The sequence below is a fragment of the Methylobacterium amylolyticum genome (assembly GCF_030700245.1).
In the GTDB taxonomy this organism is placed as follows: Bacteria; Pseudomonadota; Alphaproteobacteria; order Rhizobiales; family Beijerinckiaceae; genus Methylobacterium.
The window spans coordinates 1-19,425 of the sequence record NZ_JAUYZI010000002.1; the positions used below are offsets into that span (position 1 = coordinate 1).

Sequence of the window (19,425 nt, forward strand, 5' to 3'; positions counted from 1 at the left end):
CACGGATGCCGGCGCCCGCATCGGCTTCCAGAACTTCGCCGGCCGCCGCGACGACTTCAAGACCGGCTGGACCGTCGGCGGCGGCGTCGAGTACGCCCTGCCCACCGACTCCTTCCTGAACTTCTTCCGCTCCTCGGCCGTCACCGTGAAGGTCGAAGGCCTGTACGTCAGCCTCGACCGCAACCGCACCGGCCTGCCGCTGGTCGGCGCCGCCGCCTCCAACGTCGGCTTCCTGCCGGTCTACTCGCTGGCCGGCGCCGGCCGGAACACCAACGACTTCGCCGTCGTCCGCGCCGGCCTGAACTACAAGTTCGGCTCGTTCTGAGATCGGGATCCGGCGCGGTCCCCCAGCCCGCGCCATCGGAACGCGACGAGAGGGAGAGCCCGGCCGCGAGGCCGGGCTTTCTCGCGTTCGGACGGACCGTGACGCGCCGGTACGCCCCCCGGGGCGCGGTCGCCGGACCGGGGCGCATGAAGTTTTCGCGGCCCCCCTGACAAAGCGTCGCCGCACCCCCATGTCCTCGTCAGCCGTGCGGCGCGCTCCAGGCCGCGGGTTCGACCGAGGAGGACTCCATGAACAGCGAGGAACGCGACGTCATCTCCGGCATCTTCCAGCGTCTGGAGCAGGCCCAGAGCCAGCCCCGTGACGCGGATGCCGAGCGCTTCATCGCCGACAAGCTTCGTGCGCAGCCCTACGCCCCCTACGCGATGGCGCAGTTGATCTACGTCCAGGAGGAGGCGATCAAGAGCCTGAACCAGCAGCTCGAGGAGGCGCGGCGGCAGTCGGCCCCGGCCCAGCAATCGTCCGGCGGCGGCGGGTTCCTGTCGAGCATCTTCGGCGGCGGCTCGCGCCAGCCGGAGCCCCCGCCCGCCTACGCGCAGCAGCAGCAGCGCCCCGGCGCCTGGGGCGGCCAGGGCGGCGCGCCCCAGGGGTATCCCCAGCAGGGCTACCCGCAGCAGGGCGGCTATCCCGGTCAGGGCGGCCCGTGGGCCGGCCAGCCGCAGCAGGCCCCGGCCCGCGGCGGCGGCTTCATGGCGACCGCGCTGCCGATGGCGGCCGGCGCGGCCGGCGGCATGCTGCTCGGCAGCGCCCTCTCGAACGCCTTCGCGGGCGGCCACTCGCAGCTCGGCAGCGCCGCGTCGGCGGGGCTCGGCGGCGGCGGCGAGACCGTGGTGAACAACTACTACGGCGATGGCGGCGGCAACCAGGATCTCGGCTCGGCCCTCGGCGGCGGCGATGGCGGCTTCCAGGACGCCTCCTGGGGCAACGATCCGGGCGGTGACTTCGGCGGCGACCTCGGCGGCGGCGACGACAGCGACTGGACCTGATCGTCCGGCGCCCAGGATCCCGGGATGTTGCGAGGCCCGGTCCCGCCGAGGCGGGGCCGGGCCATTCCTTTGCCCCTCGTCCGGGCAGGACGAGGCGGTGCCCCTGAGCGGACGACCTCGTTTCCGGCACAGCTTAGCCTTCGTCGCCGAAGGCTCGCCGGTCGGGACGCGCCGCGGGCCTCGGGGCTAACCGCGCGGTCCGGCCGGATGTGCGATCTACCGTGCGACCCGCCGTGCGACCGCCGCGATGAAGGCTTCGGCCGCATCGAGCCGGCGCTCGATCTCGTCCTTCGGGGGAAGGGGTTCGGCCGTGAGAGGGTCGTCGGCCGGGTAGCGGAATGCGGTCGCCCAGGGCGTCAGGTCCGACATCAGCAGCGCGGACGTGCGAAGCGGGTCGCCGGCCGGCACGAGGCTGGCCAGCATGTCGAGATCATGGCCGGCTCCCCTGCCGCGCGGGTAGCGGATGCCCGCCGCGACGAGGAAAGCCTTGATGGCTTTCTCCACGGCTTGGTGCACGTGATAGGCGGTCGTCTCAAGTTCGGGCGGGTCGACGAGCAGACGCCGCGCGGCCCGGACATCCCGGCGCGCCGCGTCGATCCACGTCGCAGGATCCGTCGAGCCGCCGGAGGTCACGGGCCCACGCCGTGGCGCGGGCCGGCGTCGAACAGGACGATGCCGTCCCGCGCCACGTCGTGGGCCAGGGCGTTCACGTCGCCGCGCGTGCCGTCGAAGACGCTCCTGCGCATCGGGACGATCTGAAGCGTCAGGCCGAGACCGCGCACCGCCCGCCAGAGCGCGGCCGGCGTGTAGAGGCCGGCCGGGATATCGTCGCGCAGCAGGACGCACAGGTCCCAGTCGCTGTCCGCCTCCTGGTCGCCCCGGGCGCGGCTCCCGAACAGGATCACGCGCTCGACCGGCGCGACGGCGCGGAGGCGCTCGACGGCGACGGCGAGCGCGCGTTCCGCCGACGCGAACGCGGATCGAGGCCCTTCGCGGATCATCGAGTCGTTCATGCCGGAAGCATACGGCACGACCGCTCGCCGCGCATCCGCGTCGCGCCCGTGGTTCCCCGTCCTCCGGGATCAGAGGACCTCGACGCGGGTGCCGACCGGCACGCGGTCGTACAGGTCGGTCACGTCCTCGTTCATCATGCGGATGCAGCCGGAGGAGACGTTCTGGCCGATCGTGTGCGGCTCGTTGGTGCCGTGGATGCGGTACAGCGAGGAGCCGAGATAGAGGGCGCGGGCGCCCAGCGGGTTGCCGGGGCCGCCCTCCATGTGCCGCGGCAGGTCGGGCCGGCGGGCGAGCATCTCCGGGGGCGGCGTCCAGTCCGGCCACTCGGCCTTGCGGCTGACGGTCTTCAGCCCGCTCCACGTGAAGCCCGGCCGGCCGACGCCGATGCCGTAGCGCAGCGCCCGGTGGCCCGGCTGCACGAGGTAGAGGTGCTTGGACCCCGTGTCGACGACGATCGTCCCGGGCCTCTGCGATCCCGGGAAATCGACCTCCTGGCGCCGGTACTGCGGATCGACGGCGCGGGCGATCCGGCTCGGATCCGCCTCGGCCGGCGCGCCGTAGCCGGACGCACCGTAGCCCTGGGCGCCGTAGCCTTGAGCACCGTAGACCTGGGTGCCGTATCCGTAGGATGGGACCGCCGCGTTTGCGGGCTCGCCGTAGGCCGGCACCGGATCGCCCGAGTAGACCGCCACCCGCTGCGGCGCGGGCGCGGCGCGCGCGGGCGCCCCCCGTCCCCCGGCGCCGCCGGTGACGAGGTACTCGATCAGCCCGCCGCCGTAGCCGCCCTCGGCGTAGCGCGCGCCCTGCGCGGCGGCGGGCCCGCACAGGGCGACGGCCAGCGCCGCGCCGCCCAGTCCCACACGAAACGCTCCACCCCGCATCGCCCGCTCCCACGCCGGGGCCCGGCACCCCGCTTCCTTCAGGCTCCGCCACGGCGGCGCCCGATCCGGTGAAGGAACATGGTGAATCGGGTACCCCCCGAATCGCCGTCCCCGGCCGCGGACGGAGAGCGTGAATCCCCGGTAAACGCGCGCTCCGGGGCGCGTCGAACGGTCCGGCGGACGGGTTCGGCGCGACGTCGGGCCCGCGAGGCCAGTTCCCGATCAGCGCTGCGTGTTTGAAGCGACGGCGGTGACGGTCCGCTAACCAATCCTGACGGAGAGTGGCGGCATCGAAGACGGCCCCCTACGCGACCCTCCCGGACGATGACCCAGAAGCGCTATCGCATCGAGCACAGCTTGGGCCTCCCCGAGGTCGCAGCGGCGTCGCAGCCCGGCCGGGACGACGAGATCCTCGCCGCCATCGGGGACCTGCGCCGCATCATGCAGGTCTCTGCGAGCGAGACCGTCGAGTCCTGCCGGCGCGAGCTGCGCGAGGCGCTGACCATGCGCAGCGACCTCGACGCGATGAAGGACGCCATCGTCCAGACCAAGGCCGACCTCGCCGCCCTGCACCGCTCGGAGACGACCGGCAAGGGCATGCGGCGGGCCGCCGACGAGCTCGACGCCGTGGTCGAGTCGACCGAGCGGGCGACGACGCAGCTCCTCTCCGCGATCGAGGAGATCGAGTCCCGCGCCGGCCTGCTCCGCGCCGCCGGGGTGGCCGGCGCCCGCGAGCACACCGACGCGATCCTCGACCAGGTGATCAGCGCCTACGAGGCCTGCAACTTCCAGGACCTGACCGGCCAGCGCATCGGCAAGATCGTCTCCGTGATGAAGTTCATCGAGGAGCATCTCGACCGCGTGATCGCCGCCTGGTCCTCGCTCGACAGCTTCCGCGACCTCGTCGAGGCGCTGCCGACGGCCGCGGCGGACGACGAGCGCGCCCTGCTCAACGGGCCCAAGCTCGACGACGACCCCGGCCACGTCGACCAGACCGACATCGACGCGCTGTTCGACTGACGCGACGCCCGCGCGGATTTTGCGCGCCGGACATGTCCCGGCGCGGGCCGAAAAGGCTTATGTCTGCGGCATGAGCCGCAGAGCCCTGTCAGACCTGCCCCCCGACACCTTCGACGACGGCCGCGACGCGCAGGCCGGCGAGCGGGCCGACGACGAGCCCGAGGTCGCGCTGGCGGCCGACGACGGCCCGGAGATCGACTTCGATTTCGAGCCCGGCGCGGTGCAGGCCGGCACCGAGGTGATCCGCCGGTTCTGGTCGACCCTGCCACCCTCGCCCGGCGTCTACCGGATGCTCAACGCCCGCGGTGATGTGCTCTACGTCGGCAAGGCCAAGAACCTGAAGGCCCGCGTCGGCTCCTACGCCCGCGGTCAGGCGCACTCGAACCGCATCGCGCGAATGATCTCGCAGACGGCGGCGATGGAATTCGTCACCACCGCCACCGAGACCGAGGCGCTGCTGCTCGAAGCCAACCTGATCAAGCAGCTCAAGCCGCGCTTCAACGTGCTGATGCGGGACGACAAGTCGTTCCCCTACATCCTCGTCACCGACGACGGCCCAGCGCCGCAGATCGTCAAGCACCGCGGCGCGCGGCGGCGCAAGGGCAACTATTACGGTCCCTTCGCCAGCGTCTGGGCGGTCAACCGCACGGTCAACGCACTGCAACGCGCCTTCCTGCTGCGCACCTGCACCGACAGCTACTACGAGAACCGCACGCGGCCGTGCCTGCTCTACCAGATCAAGCGCTGCTCGGGGCCCTGCACCGGGGAGATCTCTTCCGATGACTACCGCGTCATGGCGGATTCGGCCCGCGCCTTCCTGGCCGGCAAGTCGAACGCGGTGAAGGACCGGATGCGCACGGAGATGCAGGAGGCCTCCGAGGCGATGGAGTTCGAGCGCGCCGCCCGGTTCCGCGACCGGATCGCGGCACTCTCGGCAATCCAGGGCGTGCAGGGGGTGAACACGCAAGGCGTCGAGGAGGCCGACGTGTTCGCCCTGGACGAGCAGGCCGGTCAGTTCTGCATCGAGGTGTTCTTCTTCCGCAACTTCCAGAACTGGGGCAACCGCGCCTACTTCCCCAAGGCCGACCGGACGATGACCGCCGACGAGGTGCTGGGCTCGTTCATCGGCCAGTTCTACGACGACAAGCCGGCCCCGCGCCTCGTGCTGACGAGCCACGCGGTGGAGGATGCGGAGCTGGTGGCCGCCGCCCTGTCGAGCCGGGTCGAGCACCGGGTGGAGATCCACCGCCCGAGCCGGAGCGAGCGCAAGAACCTCGTCGACTACGCCCAGCGCAACGCGAAGGAGGCGCTCGCCCGGCGGCTCGCCGACACCGCCTCGCAGGGCAAGCTGCTCGCCGCACTGGGCCAGGCGTTCGGGCTGGAGCGGGCGCCGCGCCGGATCGAGGTCTACGACAACTCGCACATCATGGGCACCAACGCGGTCGGCGGGATGATCGTCGCCGGCCCGACCGGGTTCATGAAGACGCATTACCGCACCTTCAACATCAAGTCCGAGGAGCTGACCCCCGGCGACGATTACGGGATGATGCGCGAGGTGCTGCAACGCCGGTTCAAGCGCCTCGTCAAGGAGGCGCCGCGCACCCCCGCCGAGGCCGCGGTGGCCGCCGCCGAGGGCGGCGCGCCGGAGCCTGTGCCGGAAGCAGCCTCGGCCGAGGACGCCGAGGTCTTCCCCGCGTGGCCGGACCTCGTGCTGATCGACGGCGGCAAGGGGCAGCTCGACGCCGCGCGGGTCGCCCTGGAGGCGGTCGGCGTCGCCGACGTGCCGCTGGTCGGCGTCGCCAAGGGCCGCGACCGGGACGCGGGACGGGAGACCTTCTTCGTGCCGGATCGGCCGCCGTTCCGGCTCCCCCCGCGGGACCCGACGCTCTATTTCGTCCAGCGGCTGCGCGACGAGGCGCACCGCTTCGCCATCGGCAGCCACAGGGCCAAGCGCAAGCGCGAGATGACCAGGAACCCCCTCGACGAGATCGCCGGCATCGGCCCGAGCCGAAAGCGGGCGCTGCTGCACCACTTCGGGACCGTCAAGGCGATCGAGCGCGCGGCCTACGAGGATCTCGCCCGCGCGCCCGGCGTCAACGCCGCCACGGCCCGGGCCGTCTACGATTTCTTCCATGCCGGCGCCTGAGGAAGCGGGCACGGCCGCGCCGCCGTTGACGCCCGGGACAAGCTCTGATTTCACGCCACCGATGAACGCCGTCCTCCCCCGACGACGCTCGCCGGCCTGGACGCTCGCGAACTGCCTGACCTACGGGCGCCTCGCCGCGGTGCCGGTGATGGTCGCCCTGCTGTTCTGGCCGGACTCCACCGCCGCCCGCCTCACGGCGCTGGGGGTGTTCGTGGCCGCGGCGATCACCGACTACCTCGACGGCTACGTGGCCCGGGTGCTCGCGCAGAGCTCGGCGCTCGGGCGGATGCTCGACCCGATCGCCGACAAGCTGCTCGTGGCCGCCTGCCTGCTCATGCTCACCGCCGACCGCACCATCGCCGGCCCGTCGATCTGGGCGGCGATCGTCATCCTCTGCCGCGAGGTGCTGGTCTCGGGCCTGCGCGAGTACCTCGCCGAGCTGAAGGTCGGCGTGCCGGTGAGCCGGATCGCCAAGTGGAAGACGACGGTGCAGCTCGTGGCGCTCGGCTTCCTCGTGGCCGGGCCGGCCGGCGAGACGCTGCTGCCCGGCACCGAGGCGATCGGCCTCGCCCTCCTGTGGCTTGCCGCCGCCCTGACGCTCTGGACCGGCTGGGACTACATGCGGGCCGGGATCAAGCACGTCATCGACGACCCGCGCTGACGCGGCGCGGGCGCCCGCATCGCATCGCCCGTACAGGTCCGTCACCCGATGAAGCTCGTCTATTTCGCCTGGGTCCGCGAGCGGATCGGCCGCGCCGAGGAGATCCTGGACCCGCCGCCCGAGGTGGCGACGGTGGCCGACCTCGCGGCGTGGCTCAGCCGGCGCGGCGAGGAATACGCACACGCCTTCGAGAACCCGGGCGTGGTCCGCGCCGCGATCGACCGCGCCCACGTCAAGCCCGACGCGCCGATCGCGGGGGCCTCGGAGATCGCCTTCTTCCCGCCGATGACCGGCGGGTGAGCGTGGCCGGCGGGCCACGGTCGCGCCCGCCCGACCGGCCCGCGTAGTCCGCCGGGTTGCGGGGCGCCCGCGAAAGGCGCCCACTGGCTCCCGTCGCTCCGGCCTCCCGTGAAGCCGAACGGCGTGCGGGCCGAGCCAAGTTCCCCTACGGGTTCGGCCCGCTTAACCGCCCGACGATCGCGGAACGCCCAAGCTGGGGTTGCCGTTACTCCGTGCCTCAACCCACGGAGAGATCCATGCGCAACGCCCTGCTCGCCACCGCAGCCCTGCTCGCCCTCTCGGGCGCCGCCTCGGCCGAGACCACCGTGATCCGCCGCGACGGCCCCGACGTGGTGGTCGATCGTCCGGCGACCGAGTCCAAGTCGGTCACCGTCCGCGACCGCGGCGACGGCTGCGTGTCGAAGACGGTGCGCAAGGAGAACGACATGGGCGACACCAAGACCGTCCACAAGGAGACCTGCGACTGAGCGGGCCGCCCGCGCCCGGACGGGTTTCCCGCCAGGCGATCCCGGTCTAGGGCAGGGGCGGCGCGGACGCGGCGTCCGCCCCTGACAGCAGCTGGGAAGGAATCGCGGGATGACGAGCGACGCGCGGATCGTCGAGGTGCTCTCGACCGTCACGACGGCCACCATCACCACGATCCTGCTCAAGAAGGGCCTGCGCAACGTCTGGCTGCGCGGCACGAAGCCCCTGAAACCCGGCCAGCCGCGCGTGGTCGGCCGCGCCTTCACCCTGCGCTTCGTGCCCGCGCGCGAGGATCTCGCCACGCCGGAATCGTGGTCGTCGCCGACCTCCACCCGCGCGGCGATCGAGGCGATGCCCGAGGGATGCGTCGCGGTGGTCGACGCGATGGGCGTGACCGACGCGGGGATCTTCGGCGACATCCTCTGCGCGCGCATGGCCAAGAAGGGCGTGGCCGCCCTCGTCACCGACGGCGTCGTGCGCGATCTGGCCGGCGTGCTCGGCACCGGCCTGCCGGTGTGGTGCCAGGGCGCCGCCGCCCCGCCCTCGGTGGCCGGCCTCACCTTCGTGGCGTGGCAGCAGCCGGTGGCCTGCGGCGGCGTGGCGGTGTTCCCCGACGACGTGATCGTGGTCGACGCGGACGGCGCGGTGCTGATCCCGGCGGCGCTCGTCGACGCGGTGCTGGAACTCGCCCCCGAGCAGGAGCGCTTCGAGGGCTGGATCATGGAGGAGGTCGGCAAGGGCGCCGCCCTGCCGGGCCTCTACCCGCCCAACGCCGAGAACAAGGCCCGCTACGAGGCGAGCAAGACGGACTGACCGTCCAGCTCCGGGGCGTCCCGGCCGGTCACGGGCGCCACGACGTGTCCGTCCCGTCCCGCGTGCCCCGGTGCGGCCGGTCCAGCGCGACCGCCTTCACGCCCGCCCGGCCGTTCGCCCGCATGGCCGCGAACACCGCGTCGGCATCGGGGATGAGGCCGCTGCGCTCCAGGCCGACGAGGTACCCGAGCGTCGTGACGGAATGGACGGGGTGGCGTCCGTAGAAGCCCGGATCGACGAACTTGTCCTCCTCGAACAGGAACAGGAACGGGCCCTCGCCCGCGTCGCCGCTCGCCAGCGCCTCGAAGACGGTGATCTCGCCGATATTGCGCCGGTCGGCCTTCGCGGCGGTCCCGGACCGTTCCTTCGCGATGCGGGCCTGCCCGAGTTCCGTCTCGACGACCCGGATCGCGTCCGGATGCGCGGCGATCCAGGCCTCGATGGCGCGCGCCGTCGCGCTCCGGCTCCGGGTCGCTTCCCACGCGATGTAGTCGGTCAGGACCAGCGGCAGCCCCGCCGCCAGCAGCAGGTCCAAACCGTCCGGAACGGCCACGAAGGAGAACAGCGGCCCGGAATCAGGCAGCAGGACCTTGGTTCTCACCGACAGCCTCCGCGATGGCGGCGGCGACGAGCGCCGCCTCCCGGTCGATCTGCCCGGGATCGGGCTGCGGCCACGGGATCGCGAAGCGGTTCATGGCCGCGACGAAGTCCACTTGCCGGTCCGGCGCGAGGTGGAGCGCCTGCATGGCCTGCCGGCGCGTCAGGCGCCCCTCCGAGTAGGCCCGCAGGATTGGAACGGCGGAGGCCTCAGCGACCACAGGCGTGTCCGGCACCGGAGACCAGCCGACCTCCCGCGCGAGCAGATCCCGAACGAGATCGCTCATGGTGATGCCCGCACCGAGCGCGTGGCGCTTGGCCGCGAGCAGGAGGCTGTCGTCGATGTTCATCGTGAACTGCCGCATGGCCGGCCCCGCACGATACAGACATACAGATCGCCATATGCCGCCCGCGCTCGCTCGCGGCAAGGGATGGTCCGCGCCCGCGCCGGGCCTCGGACCGAACCTCCCGGCCCCGCCCCGTCGCCGCGCACTCTCGGTTCAGGCTCAGACCAGCTCGGCGACCAGCCGTCCCAGCGCCGCGCGCTCGCGCTCCGGCCGGAACAGCGGGGCGCGGGCGGCGCCGTGCCGCGCGAGGTCGGCCAGGAAGGCCGGCTCGGCTTCCGCGCGCAGCAGCAGCGCGGCGAGGGCGGCGGTGTCGCTCACCGGGTAGAAGCCGGGATAGGCCTCGCCCAGCAGCCCGACCGAGCCGGCGATCCGCGAGGCGATCACCGGCAGGCCGGAGACCAGCGCCTCGGAGATCACGTTGGCGCCGCCCTCCATGTGCGAGGACAGCACCATCAGCCGGGCGCGGGCCATGAGCCGGCGCACGCGCGCGGGCGGCAGGTCGCCGAGCCAGGCGTAGCGCGGGTTCTCCGCCATCTCCGCGCGCGCCGCCGCCTGCCAGTCCGGTGCGTGCGCCGCACCGAGATGGACGATGCGGATCCGCGAGGCCGGCGGCAGCCGCCGCGCCGCCAGCGCCGCCCGGAACGGGTCCTTCTCCGGGCGCAGGTGGCCGACCACCAGGGTCTCGAAGGCGCCCTCCAGCGGCGCCGCCCGCTCGGCCCGTCCCCGGGCCGACTGGTGGACGATCCGCAGCTTGTCCCGGTGGCGCTCCGGCAGGGCGTCGGCGACGCGGTCGTGCAGGCCGATCAGGCGGTCGGCGAGGTCGAGGGAACGCAGGGTCGGGCCCGGCTCGGCGGCGAGGTAGTGGTAGAGGTCGGTCCCGGTCAGCGCCACCACGAGGGGCCGGTCCGGGTGTTCGGCGCGGAAGCGCGCGGCGTGCGCGGCGCTGCGCCACGCGTGCAGCGCGATCATCAGGTCGGGGGGCGGCACCTCCGGACCCGGATTGACCGCGACGGCGTGGCCGAGTTCCGCGAGGAAGCCGGCCCAGCGGGTCGCGGTGGCGCGGTTGCCGGTGCGCCGGGTGGCCGCGACCGGCGTGCGGATCGTGATCCGCATCTCAGGCGCCCGGGATTGCGCCGCGGGCGCGGGCCGGCGAGGGAGGAGCAGGCCCCCGATCCGGAGAGACCCGATGCGCGCCGCAGTGGCCACACCGTTCCCCGTCGCGTCCCCCGTCACGGCCGCGGACCTCGTCGCCGCCCTGCGCGACGCCCGCGCCCGCACCCTGGCGCTGCTCGACGGCCTCGACGACGCGCAGCTCATGGGCCCGCGGCTCGACATCGTGAACCCGCTCCTGTGGGAGATCGGGCACCTCGCGTGGTTCCATGAGCACTTCGTCCTGCGCGGCCTCGACGGCCGCGATTCGTTGATGGCGGGCTCGGACGCCCTGTACGATTCCGCGGCGGTCCCGCACGCGACCCGCTGGGACCTGCCGCTGCCCCCGCTGCCCGAGACCCTGACCTACATGGAGCGCGTCCAGTCGGCGCTCGCCGCGCGGCTCGACGGCCGGGCGCCGGACGCGCGCGAAGTCTACCTCTACCGGCTGGTCGCCTTCCACGAGGACATGCACGCGGAGGCGTTCACATATGCGCGCCAGACGCTCGGCTACCCGGCCCCGGCCTTCGGCGAAGCCGCGGCCGGTGCGGCCGGACCGTGGCCGGGGGACGCGACGGTGGGCGGCGGCGTGCTGCGGCTCGGATCGGAGCCCGGGGACGGCTTCGTGTTCGACAACGAGAAATGGGCGCACCCGGTGGAGCTCGCCCCGTTCCGGATCGCCCGCGCGCCGGTCACCAACGCGGAGTACGCCGCCTTCGTCGACGATGGCGGCTACCGCCGCGCGGACCTGTGGGACGCGGAGGGGCGGGACTGGCTCGCAGGCAGCGAGGCGGAGCACCCGGTCTACTGGCGGCGCGGCGCCGAGGGCTGGGAGGTCCGGGTGTTCGACAGGTGGGCATCGCTCGCCCCGCACCGGCCGGTGATCCACGTCAACTGGCACGAGGCGAGCGCGTGGTGCCGCTGGGCCGGGCGACGCCTGCCGAGCGAGGCCGAGTGGGAGGCGGCCGCCGCGGTCGAGCCGGCGGCCGACGGCGGGCTCGGCGCGACGAAGCGGCGCTATCCCTGGGGCGTGGCGCCCCCCGCCCCCGGCCTCGCCAACCTCGACGGCCGCGGGCTCGGGCCGGTCGACGTGGCAGCCCACCCGGCGGGCGACAGCCCCTGGGGGTGCCGGCAGATGATGGGCAACGTCTGGGAGTGGACGGCGAGTCCGTTCCTCCCCTTCCCCGGCTTCGCGCCGGACGCCTACCGGGACTATTCCGTGCCGGCCTTCGGCACCCGCAAGGTGCTGCGCGGCGGCGCCTGGGCCACAAGCGGGCGGATGGTGACGGCGACCTACCGCAACTTCTTCGGCCCCGAGCGCCGGGACGTGCTCGCGGGCTTCCGCACGGTCGCGATCTGAGGCGTCCCCCGGAAACGGGAACGGCCGGGGCGCGAGCCCCGGCCGTCCGCATCGTCGTGGCTGCCGCCGCTCAGCGGAGGAGCTGGAGGATGCCCTGCTGCGCCTGGTTGGCGAGCGAGAGGGCCGAGATCGCCAGCGAGTTGCGGGTCGACAGGGCCTGGGAGTTCGCCGCCTCCTCGTTCAGGTCGGCGCTCGTGAGGTTCGAGGCGCCGGTGTCGAGGATGTTGGTCAGGTTCTTCGAGAAGTCCTGACGGTTCTGCACCACCGAGAGGTTGGCGCCGAAGGTCGAGGACTGCGTGCGGAGCTGCGAGGTCGCCTTGGTGATGCTGTCGATGGCCGCGTTGATGTCGGCGTCCGACTGGAAGCCGCCGTCGACGGAGTTGAGGCCGAGGCCCGCCGCATCGAAGCGCACGCCGGCGATGTCGAGCGCCGAGGTGTTCTTCTCGTTGAAGGCGATGTGGAGGGTGTTGTCGGCCGCGCTGTTGCTGTTGCGGAACAGCAGGTTGACACCGTTGTAGCCGGAGTCCTGAGCCTGCTGCGAGATCTGCTGCAGGATCTGGTTGAACTGAGACGCCAGGGCCGAGCGCACCGAACTCGTGCCCTTGCTGCCGCCGACATCCGTGCCTTGCGCCGTCTGCGCGGTCGCGCCCGACCCCGAGAGGCCGAAGCCGATGTCGACGCCGGTGGTGCCGCCCGTGGTGAGCTGCGCCGCCGTGACGGAGAGCTTCTGGTCGGAGCCGGAATCCGTGGTCGAGATCACGAGCTTGTTGTTGACGTAGCTGGCCGAGACCTTGCCGGCGAGGCCGGTATCCGTGGCGATCTGATCGTTGATCGCCTTGGCGATGGCGGTCTGGCTGGTCGCCGCCGAGGCGCCGAGATTGGCGCTGTTCAGCGTGATCAGCTTGAGCGGTCCGCTCCCGAGCTTCAGGGTGAAGGACGCGTCCTTCGTGCCGCTGAAGTCCTTGGTCAGCGTCTGCTCGGTCCCCACGAGCGAGGCCTTGGAGGAGCCGTCGGTGGCCTCGGTGCCCGAGGAGGTGACGCCGCCCGCGGCCGTGCCGGTGCCGGCCGCGGGAGTGCTGTTGGCGTTGCTGGTGGTGCCCAGGCCGAGGCCGGCGGTGTCGCTGGTCGCGGTCAGGGTCGGGGCGGCGGCGCCGGTTCCGACGGCGTTGCCGGTGACCTGGAGCCTGTTGGCGACGAACGCGACCTGCGCCTTGACGCCGGCCGTGTCGAGTTCGACCTGGATGGCCTCGGCGACCTTGGCCTGCGTGGCCGAAGCGCCGATCTGATTGCCGGCCTTGTCGAGGCTCGTCGCGCTGATCGAGACGTTCCGGCTGGTGGTGCCGTCGCTGATCGCGAAGGTGCTCGTCTTGCCGCCCGAAAGGTCGATGACGCCGGCCGAGAGACCGTTCGCGGTCAGCGGCGGGTTGGCGGCACCGGCCACGCCGATGCTGAGGCCGGCCGTGTCCGTGGCGGGCGTCAGAGTGACGCTGGCGCTGGCGCCGACGCCGCGGGAGGTGAGTTCGAGCCTGCCGCCGGCGTTGAACGCCGCCGTGACGTCGACGCCCGCCGCGTCGAGCTGACGCTGGATCGCCTGCTCGATCTCGACCTTCGTGGCTGAGTTGCCGATCGCGGCGCCGGCGGTGTCGAGGCTCGCGTTGTTGATCGTGATGTTGGCCGTGGCCGTGCCGTCGCCGACCGTGAAGGTCGCCGACTGCGTGGTCAGATCGACCGGGAACGTCACCGCGGTGCCGGCTGCCGTCACTTTGGCGGCCGAGCTCGTGGCGGGCGTGGAAACCGTGCCTGCCGCCGTCACCTTGTTGGCGGTGCCGAAGCCGAGACCGACCGTGTCGCTCACCGCGGTGAAGGTCGGCGCGGGCGGCGTGGCGGAACTCGTCGGGCCGACGAAGACGAGGTGGTTCGCAGCGTTGATGTAGGCGGAGTTGCCACCCGTGAGCTGCTTGTTGATCGCTTCGAGGACGGCCTTCTGGTTCGGGTTGTTGCCGATCGCCAGGCCCGAGGCGTCGGTCTTGGTCGCGTCGAGGACGACCGTCGCGCCGCCGACCGTGAAGGTCGCGCTCTTGCCGTTGAGGTCGAGGTTGGTGGGGATGGTCGTGGCGAGCTCGGCGGTCGCCGGCGTGCTGAACAGGCCGAGCTGATCGGAGAAGCCGGTGGCGGAGGTGACGAGGTTGATGTTCGCGGAGCTGTTGGCGTCCGTGGAGAACTGGAGCAAGTTGCCGCCGGTGGTCGAGGCGGTGACCGCGACGCCGGCGGCATCGAGTTGCCGGTTGATCGCCTCGACGATCTTCGCGCGGGTCGGGTTCGCGCCGAGCGCGGTCCCGCCGGTGTCGAGCGAGGTCGCGTCGATGCTGATGTTGGTGACTGCGCCCGCGCCGACTTGGATGCTGAAGGTCGTCTTCTGGCCGGTGCCGGCGATCGGAACGTTCGCGCCGAGCGCGACCGTCGAGGTCGTCGTGCTGACCGCAGCACCGGCACCGTTGACGACCGTCGGCGCGGTATAGGCGCCCACCGTCGCCGTCTGGGTGTTCGCCGCGAGCGTTCCCGGCGTCGGCGTGCTCGCCGTGAAGGTGCTGAAGCCGATGCCGCTGGCGCCGTTGCCACCCGTGGTGTCGATGCCGCCGATCACCGAGATCTGCGCGTCCGGGCCGACATCGGCCGAGCTGAACACGAGCTTGTTGCTGCCGTCGGTGGCCAGCGCCACGGTGGCGGTGGAGCCGTTGTCCTTGAGCTGCTTGTTGATCGCGTCCACGACCTCGGCCCGCGTGCCGGAGGTGCCGATGGTGCCGCCGAGATTGTCGGTCGCCGAGTTCTTGTCGAGCTTGACTTGAACGGAGGTGCTGCCGTCGCTGACGGTCAGGGAGGCGCTGCCGGTCGTGAAGTCGGTCGCCGCGCCGAGCGCGCCCTGGGCCGTCACCGTCGAGTGGGTCGGCGTCGTGGTGGACTTGCCGTAGCCGATGTCGACGGTGGCGTTCGCCGAGCCGGCCACCGTCAGCTTGGCGGCCGCGCCGGTGGCGGTGGTCGAGAAGGTGATGCGCCCGTCCGCGCTCGTGCCGGCGGAGACCTTGCCGGCCAGCGCGGCGTTGTTGGCGATCTGGCCGTTGATGGCGGTGAGCAACTGGTCCGAGGTGACCTTGGTCAGGTCGGAGCCGGAGGAGGCCAGCGTCGTCGAGTCGATCCGGATCGTGGTCTTGGTGGTGCCTCCGTCGAGCGAGATGTCGAGCGAGGCGTCCTTGGCGGGGTTGGACAGGTCGAAGGTCGTGACGCCGCTGGCATTGGTGGTGCCGAGGCTGGCCAGGGTCGAGGTACCCGTCACCTTGGCGGCCTGCGCCTTCGCGCCGCCGGTCACGCCGCTCGAACCGCCCGTCTTGTCCGCGAGCGCCTGGCTCGCCGTCGACTTCGCCGTGTCCAGGAGCTTCTGGATCGAGGTGATGCCCTGGTTGGCCGCCTGGATCGTCTGGATGCCGTTCGACATGCCGTCGAGGAGCGAGGAGAGATCGGACGAGCGGGCGGTCAGGCTCTGCGAGGTGAAGAAGTTCGTCGGGTTGTCGAGGGCCGAGTTGACCTTCTTGCCGGTCGAGAGCCGATTCTGCGTCGTCGAGAGCAGGGTCGCGGTGTCCTGCAGCGACAGCAGGTTCTGCCGCGTCGCGGCTGACAGGGTGATGCTGGAGCTCATCGGCCGGTATCCGTGATTGGATGGAACGCCGCGCTTTTGCGGTTCGCCAACACATCACGCGTCCGATTTCGGAACCGTTAAGTCGGCCCGTAAAACAGCTCCCGAGAGAACAGGTCCCGGACGCGCCCGGTCTTTTCGATAAGGCATAGTTAAAGAAGTCCCGGCACGGTCCGCGCAGCTCAAAATGGAGTGGACCGCCATGGCCCTGCGCATCACGCTCAAGCCCCGCGAGCGGCTGGTCATCAACGGGGCGCTGATCCGCAACGGCGACCGCAACGGCGACATCCTGATCGAGACGCCGTGCCGGTTCCTGCGCGAGAGCGAGATCATCCACGAGAGCGCGGTCGACACGCCCTGCAAGCAGCTCTGGATGACGCTCCAGATGATCCACCTGTCCGAGGAGCCGGAGGCGGTCTTCGGCCTGCTGTTCACGCAGGCGGCCGAGATCCTGAAGGCGATGCCGGAGGCCGCACCCTACGTCGCCGAGATCAGCCGAGCGCTCGAAGGCAAGCACACGCACAAGGCGCTGAAGGTCGTCAGGCGCCTCGTGCAGCACGAAGCGCTCGCGCGCCGCGCGGACGATCCTGCGCAGGTCGAGCGGGCCGGGGCGAGCGCCGCGTGAGCGCGCGCCGCGTGTCGGGCGCGCGTCCGCGGCGGTAGGGAGCCCGCCTACTCGGCCGCCTCGTCGCGGGCTTCCGCGTCGGAGGCTTCCGCCGCCGGCTCCTCGGCGGCCGACGGCGCGGCCCCGACGTAGAAGTCGCCGCGGCGCACCGCGTCGCCGCTCGACACCATCGTGCTGAGGTAGGCGTTCAGGGTGGCGGGGGCGACGTCGGGCAGACGGCGCTCGATCTCCGCGTGGGAGAGGCCCTGCTGCCCCGTGCTCTCCAGGAGCGCCTTCAGGCGGCCCTTGGCGGAATTCGCCCGGGGGCCGCGGCTGCCCCGCCCGGTCGCCCGGCCGGAGCGGCCGGTGCCCTCGCCCGTCGGATCGAGGGCGGCCACCTCCTCGGCGGCGGCGCCCTCGACGATCACCGCCAGCGAGCGCTCCGCCATCCGCAGCTTGTTCAGCTCGGCGGTGACGCGCTCGTACTCGGCCTGGAGATCGATCCGGCGCTGCCGCACATCGGCCAGCGCCTTTTCCAGCATGTTGTCTCCGCTCATTCGTCCGGCCCGATCTTCAAAGACGTCGTGGCGCGACCGCGCGGGACGCGGGGACGCCGTGCGGTTGCCTTGTAAGCCATATCGCCGGGGCGCGTCATCTCGCCTCCTGTGCAAAATCCCTGCTGTCGAAAGGATTTGCAGCCCCGCTCGCGCCGCGGGGCGTGCCCTCGCCCGGCCGGGTGGTCCGCCACCGGCGGCGCGGCCTCAGGCCCCGGGCGCCGCGCCGGCCAGGAAGTCGAAGTCGCAGCCCTCGGGCGCCTGGGTGACCGTGCGCCGGTAGAGGGCCTTGTAGCCCCGCGACGGCGCGGGCGGCGGCCGGTGATCGGCGAGCCGCCGGGCGATCTCGTCCGGCTCGACCAGCAGGTCGACGCGCTTGTCCCGGATCGACAGCCGGATCCGGTCGCCGTCCCGCACCGCCGCCAGCGGCCCGCCCGCCGCCGCCTCGGGCGCCACGTGCAGCACGATCGAGCCGAACGCCGTGCCCGACATGCGCGCGTCGGAGATCCGGACCATGTCCTTCACCCCCGCCTGCGCCAGCTTCTTCGGGATCGGCAGGTAGCCGGCCTCCGGCATGCCCGCCGCGTGCGGCCCGGCGTTCTGGAGGACGAGGATGTCGCCCGGCCGGACGTCGAGGCCGGGGTCGTCGATGCGCGCGGAGAGGTCTTCGAGCCCGGTGAACACCACCGCCCGGCCTTCCGACTCGAACAGGGCGGGCGTGGCCGCCGCGCGCTTGAAGATCGCCCCGTCCGGGGCGAGGCTGCCGCCGAGCGCGATCAGGCCGCCCACCGGCGACACGGGATCGTCGGCCGCCCGGATCACCTTGCGGTCGACCCACCCCGCCGGCTCGTCGAGGCGCTCGGCGAGCCGGCGGCCCTCCACGTCGAGCGTGTCGAGGTGCAGCAGCGGGCGCAGCTCCCGCAGCAGCGCGCCCATGCCGCCGGCCGCGTGGAAATCCTCCATGTAGCCCTCGCCCACGGGCTTGAGGTCGACCAGCACCGGCGTCTCGTCCGAGATCTGGTTGAAGCGCGCGTAGGGGATCCGGATGCCGAGCCGCCCGGCGACCGCGGTCAGGTGGACGATGGCGTTGGTCGAGCCCGAGACCGCCATCAGCACCCGGATCGCGTTCTCGACCGATTTCTGCGTGATCACCTGGCTCGGCCGGATCTTCGTCGCGATCAGCCGCACGGCGGCGCGGCCGGTCTCCTCGGCGGCGACCAGCCGGTCGGAATGCACGGCGGGGATGGCGGCGGTGCCGGGCAGCGACATGCCGAGCGCCTCGGCGATGCAGGCCATGGTGCTCGCGGTGCCCATCACCGCGCAGGTGCCCTGGGTGACCGAGAGCCGGCCCTCGACCTCGGCGATCTCCTCAGGCCCCACCGTGCCGGCCCGGTACTTCGCCCAGAAGCCCCGGCAATCGGTGCAGGCGCCGAGCCGCTGGCCGCGGTGGCGGCCGGTGGACATCGGGCCGGTGACGAGCTGGATCGCGGGCAGGTCGGCGGACGCCGCGCCCATGAGCTGGGCGGGCACGGTCTTGTCGCAGCCGCCGATCAGCACGACCGCGTCCATGGGCTGAGCGCCGATCATCTCCTCGGTGTCCATGGCCATCAGGTTGCGGTACATCATGCTGGTGGGGTTGAGGAAAACCTCGCCGAGCGACACGGTCGGGAACGGCCGCGGCAGGGCGCCGGCGGCCAGCACGCCGCGCGAGACCGCCTCGACGAGCTCGGGCATGCCGCGGTGGCAGTTGTTGAAGCCCGACGGCGTCATGGCGATGCCGACCACCGGCTTGTTCAGGAGGCCCGGCGAGATGCCCATGGAGCGCGCGAACGAGCGGCGCAGGTAGCGGGCGAAGTCGCGGTCGCCGTAATTGGTCAGGCCGCGGTCGAGGCCGTGCGGTTCGTCGGTCATGGTGCTTCTGCCTTGTACGCGAGACGTGTACGCGAGACGGGGTCGGCGGAACGGGCTTCCGGCCGCGGCGCGGCGTTCAGCCGGCGGCCGCGCGCTCCAGCGCGGCGATGTCGAGCTTCACCATCTCCTGCATGGCGGTGAAGGCGCGGGCCGCGACGCCGGGATCGGGGTCGGCCAGCAGGCGCGGCAGGATCTCGGGCACGATCTGCCAGGGCACCCCCCACCGGTCGCGCAGCCAGCCGCACATGATCTCCGAGCCGCCGTCGGCGGTGAGCGCCGACCACAGCCGGTCGATCTCCGCCTGATCCGCGCACAGCACCGAGATCGAGGCCGCGAAGCCGTACTCCGCGGGCTGGCCGCCGTTCAGCCCCGCGTAGTGCTGGCCGCCGAGGGTGAAGCTGACCATCACCACGTCGCCCGCCGCCCCGCCGGGCCAGGGGCCGGGCGAGCGCTGGACGTGGGTGATCCGGGACTCGGGGACGAGCGCGACGTAGAAGCGCGCGGCGGCCTCGGCCTCCGTCCCGAACCACAGGCACGTGCTGACCCTCGACATCGCTCCCTCCCGCCGTCTCGACGCTTTCGGGAA

The 19,425-nt window shown here is 72.4% G+C and carries 20 protein-coding genes; 10 read left to right on the top strand and 10 right to left on the bottom strand.

Translation table 11 applies throughout. The features are described 5' to 3' along the window. Positions 1-325, top strand: a 325-nt coding sequence (locus tag Q8W71_RS01730; RefSeq protein ID WP_370875314.1) for an outer membrane protein, incomplete at its 5' end; no start/stop codon positions are given. Between the two features lie 248 nt (positions 326-573). Further along, complete coding sequence (locus tag Q8W71_RS01735) at positions 574-1,329, top strand: DUF2076 domain-containing protein (RefSeq protein WP_305523589.1); 756 nt, start codon at positions 574-576, stop codon at positions 1,327-1,329. Between the two features lie 216 nt (positions 1,330-1,545). Here the strand turns inward: Q8W71_RS01735 and Q8W71_RS01740 are convergent, their stop codons facing one another. The 3 genes from Q8W71_RS01740 to Q8W71_RS01750 all read right to left on the bottom strand — a co-directional run bounded on the left by Q8W71_RS01740 (position 1,546) and on the right by Q8W71_RS01750 (position 3,224). Continuing rightward, positions 1,546-1,962, bottom strand: a complete 417-nt coding sequence (locus tag Q8W71_RS01740; protein ID WP_305523590.1) for a HEPN domain-containing protein — start codon at positions 1,960-1,962, stop codon at positions 1,546-1,548. Beyond that, the gene (locus Q8W71_RS01745; protein ID WP_305523591.1) at positions 1,959-2,330 is read right to left on the bottom strand and encodes a nucleotidyltransferase domain-containing protein; all 372 of its coding nucleotides are present in this window, start codon (positions 2,328-2,330) and stop codon (positions 1,959-1,961) included. The genes Q8W71_RS01740 and Q8W71_RS01745 overlap by 4 nt, the downstream gene beginning before the upstream one ends. An 81-nt stretch (positions 2,331-2,411) precedes the next feature. Continuing rightward, complete coding sequence (locus Q8W71_RS01750) at positions 2,412-3,224, bottom strand: L,D-transpeptidase (RefSeq protein ID WP_305523592.1); 813 nt, start codon at positions 3,222-3,224, stop codon at positions 2,412-2,414. Between the two features lie 324 nt (positions 3,225-3,548). On the opposite strand from Q8W71_RS01750, the gene Q8W71_RS01755 reads away from it, so the two are divergent. From Q8W71_RS01755 to Q8W71_RS01780, 6 genes are all read left to right on the top strand, one after another. Then, complete coding sequence (locus Q8W71_RS01755) at positions 3,549-4,244, top strand: protein phosphatase CheZ (RefSeq protein WP_305523593.1); 696 nt, start codon at positions 3,549-3,551, stop codon at positions 4,242-4,244. A 70-nt stretch (positions 4,245-4,314) separates the two neighbouring features. Beyond that, positions 4,315-6,390, top strand: a complete 2,076-nt coding sequence (uvrC, locus tag Q8W71_RS01760) for an excinuclease ABC subunit UvrC (RefSeq protein WP_305523594.1) — start codon at positions 4,315-4,317, stop codon at positions 6,388-6,390. Between the two features lie 61 nt (positions 6,391-6,451). Continuing rightward, positions 6,452-7,051, top strand: a complete 600-nt coding sequence (gene pgsA / locus Q8W71_RS01765; RefSeq protein WP_305523595.1) for a CDP-diacylglycerol--glycerol-3-phosphate 3-phosphatidyltransferase — start codon at positions 6,452-6,454, stop codon at positions 7,049-7,051. 48 nt (positions 7,052-7,099) lie between these two features. Beyond that, the gene (gene moaD / locus Q8W71_RS01770) at positions 7,100-7,351 is read left to right on the top strand and encodes a molybdopterin converting factor subunit 1 (RefSeq protein WP_305523596.1); all 252 of its coding nucleotides are present in this window, start codon (positions 7,100-7,102) and stop codon (positions 7,349-7,351) included. A 236-nt stretch (positions 7,352-7,587) separates the two neighbouring features. Then, positions 7,588-7,818, top strand: a complete 231-nt coding sequence (locus Q8W71_RS01775; RefSeq protein ID WP_305523597.1) for a hypothetical protein — start codon at positions 7,588-7,590, stop codon at positions 7,816-7,818. Positions 7,819-7,927: 109 nt separating this feature from the next. Further along, positions 7,928-8,629, top strand: a complete 702-nt coding sequence (locus Q8W71_RS01780) for a ribonuclease activity regulator RraA (RefSeq protein WP_305523598.1) — start codon at positions 7,928-7,930, stop codon at positions 8,627-8,629. 28 nt (positions 8,630-8,657) lie between these two features. On the opposite strand, the gene Q8W71_RS01785 is transcribed toward Q8W71_RS01780, so the two are convergent. From Q8W71_RS01785 to senB, 3 genes are all read right to left on the bottom strand, one after another. Continuing rightward, positions 8,658-9,230, bottom strand: a complete 573-nt coding sequence (locus Q8W71_RS01785; RefSeq protein WP_305523599.1) for a hypothetical protein — start codon at positions 9,228-9,230, stop codon at positions 8,658-8,660. Beyond that, positions 9,205-9,591, bottom strand: coding sequence for a hypothetical protein (locus Q8W71_RS01790; protein ID WP_305523600.1), 387 nt, complete (start codon positions 9,589-9,591; stop codon positions 9,205-9,207). Before Q8W71_RS01790 ends, Q8W71_RS01785 begins: the two co-directional genes overlap by 26 nt. 141 nt (positions 9,592-9,732) lie before the next feature. Next, positions 9,733-10,686 carry a selenoneine biosynthesis selenosugar synthase SenB gene (gene senB, locus Q8W71_RS01795; protein WP_305523601.1) on the bottom strand — a complete coding sequence of 318 codons (954 nt, stop codon included), beginning with the start codon at positions 10,684-10,686 and terminating at the stop codon, positions 9,733-9,735. Between the two features lie 73 nt (positions 10,687-10,759). Between senB and senA the strand changes: the two genes are divergently transcribed. After that, entirely contained in the window at positions 10,760-12,082 is a 1,323-nt protein-coding gene (senA, locus tag Q8W71_RS01800) for a selenoneine synthase SenA (protein WP_305523603.1), read from the top strand. Between the two features lie 70 nt (positions 12,083-12,152). Here the strand turns inward: senA and Q8W71_RS01805 are convergent, their stop codons facing one another. Next, entirely contained in the window at positions 12,153-15,773 is a 3,621-nt protein-coding gene (locus Q8W71_RS01805) for a flagellin N-terminal helical domain-containing protein (RefSeq protein WP_305523604.1), read from the bottom strand. A gap of 199 nt (positions 15,774-15,972) precedes the next feature. Between Q8W71_RS01805 and Q8W71_RS01810 the strand changes: the two genes are divergently transcribed. Further along, positions 15,973-16,395 carry a flagellar biosynthesis repressor FlbT gene (locus tag Q8W71_RS01810; RefSeq protein ID WP_305523605.1) on the top strand — a complete coding sequence of 141 codons (423 nt, stop codon included), beginning with the start codon at positions 15,973-15,975 and terminating at the stop codon, positions 16,393-16,395. Positions 16,396-16,442: 47 nt separating this feature from the next. Here Q8W71_RS01810 and Q8W71_RS01815 read toward each other — a convergent pair whose 3' ends face one another. The 3 genes from Q8W71_RS01815 to Q8W71_RS01825 all read right to left on the bottom strand — a co-directional run bounded on the left by Q8W71_RS01815 (position 16,443) and on the right by Q8W71_RS01825 (position 19,392). Continuing rightward, positions 16,443-16,931, bottom strand: coding sequence for a hypothetical protein (locus tag Q8W71_RS01815; RefSeq protein WP_305523606.1), 489 nt, complete (start codon positions 16,929-16,931; stop codon positions 16,443-16,445). Positions 16,932-17,135: 204 nt separating this feature from the next. Further along, positions 17,136-18,839, bottom strand: coding sequence for a dihydroxy-acid dehydratase (locus tag Q8W71_RS01820; RefSeq protein WP_305523607.1), 1,704 nt, complete (start codon positions 18,837-18,839; stop codon positions 17,136-17,138). A 76-nt stretch (positions 18,840-18,915) separates the two neighbouring features. Further along, positions 18,916-19,392 carry a VOC family protein gene (locus Q8W71_RS01825; protein WP_305523608.1) on the bottom strand — a complete coding sequence of 159 codons (477 nt, stop codon included), beginning with the start codon at positions 19,390-19,392 and terminating at the stop codon, positions 18,916-18,918. Positions 19,393-19,425 lie beyond the last annotated feature (33 nt).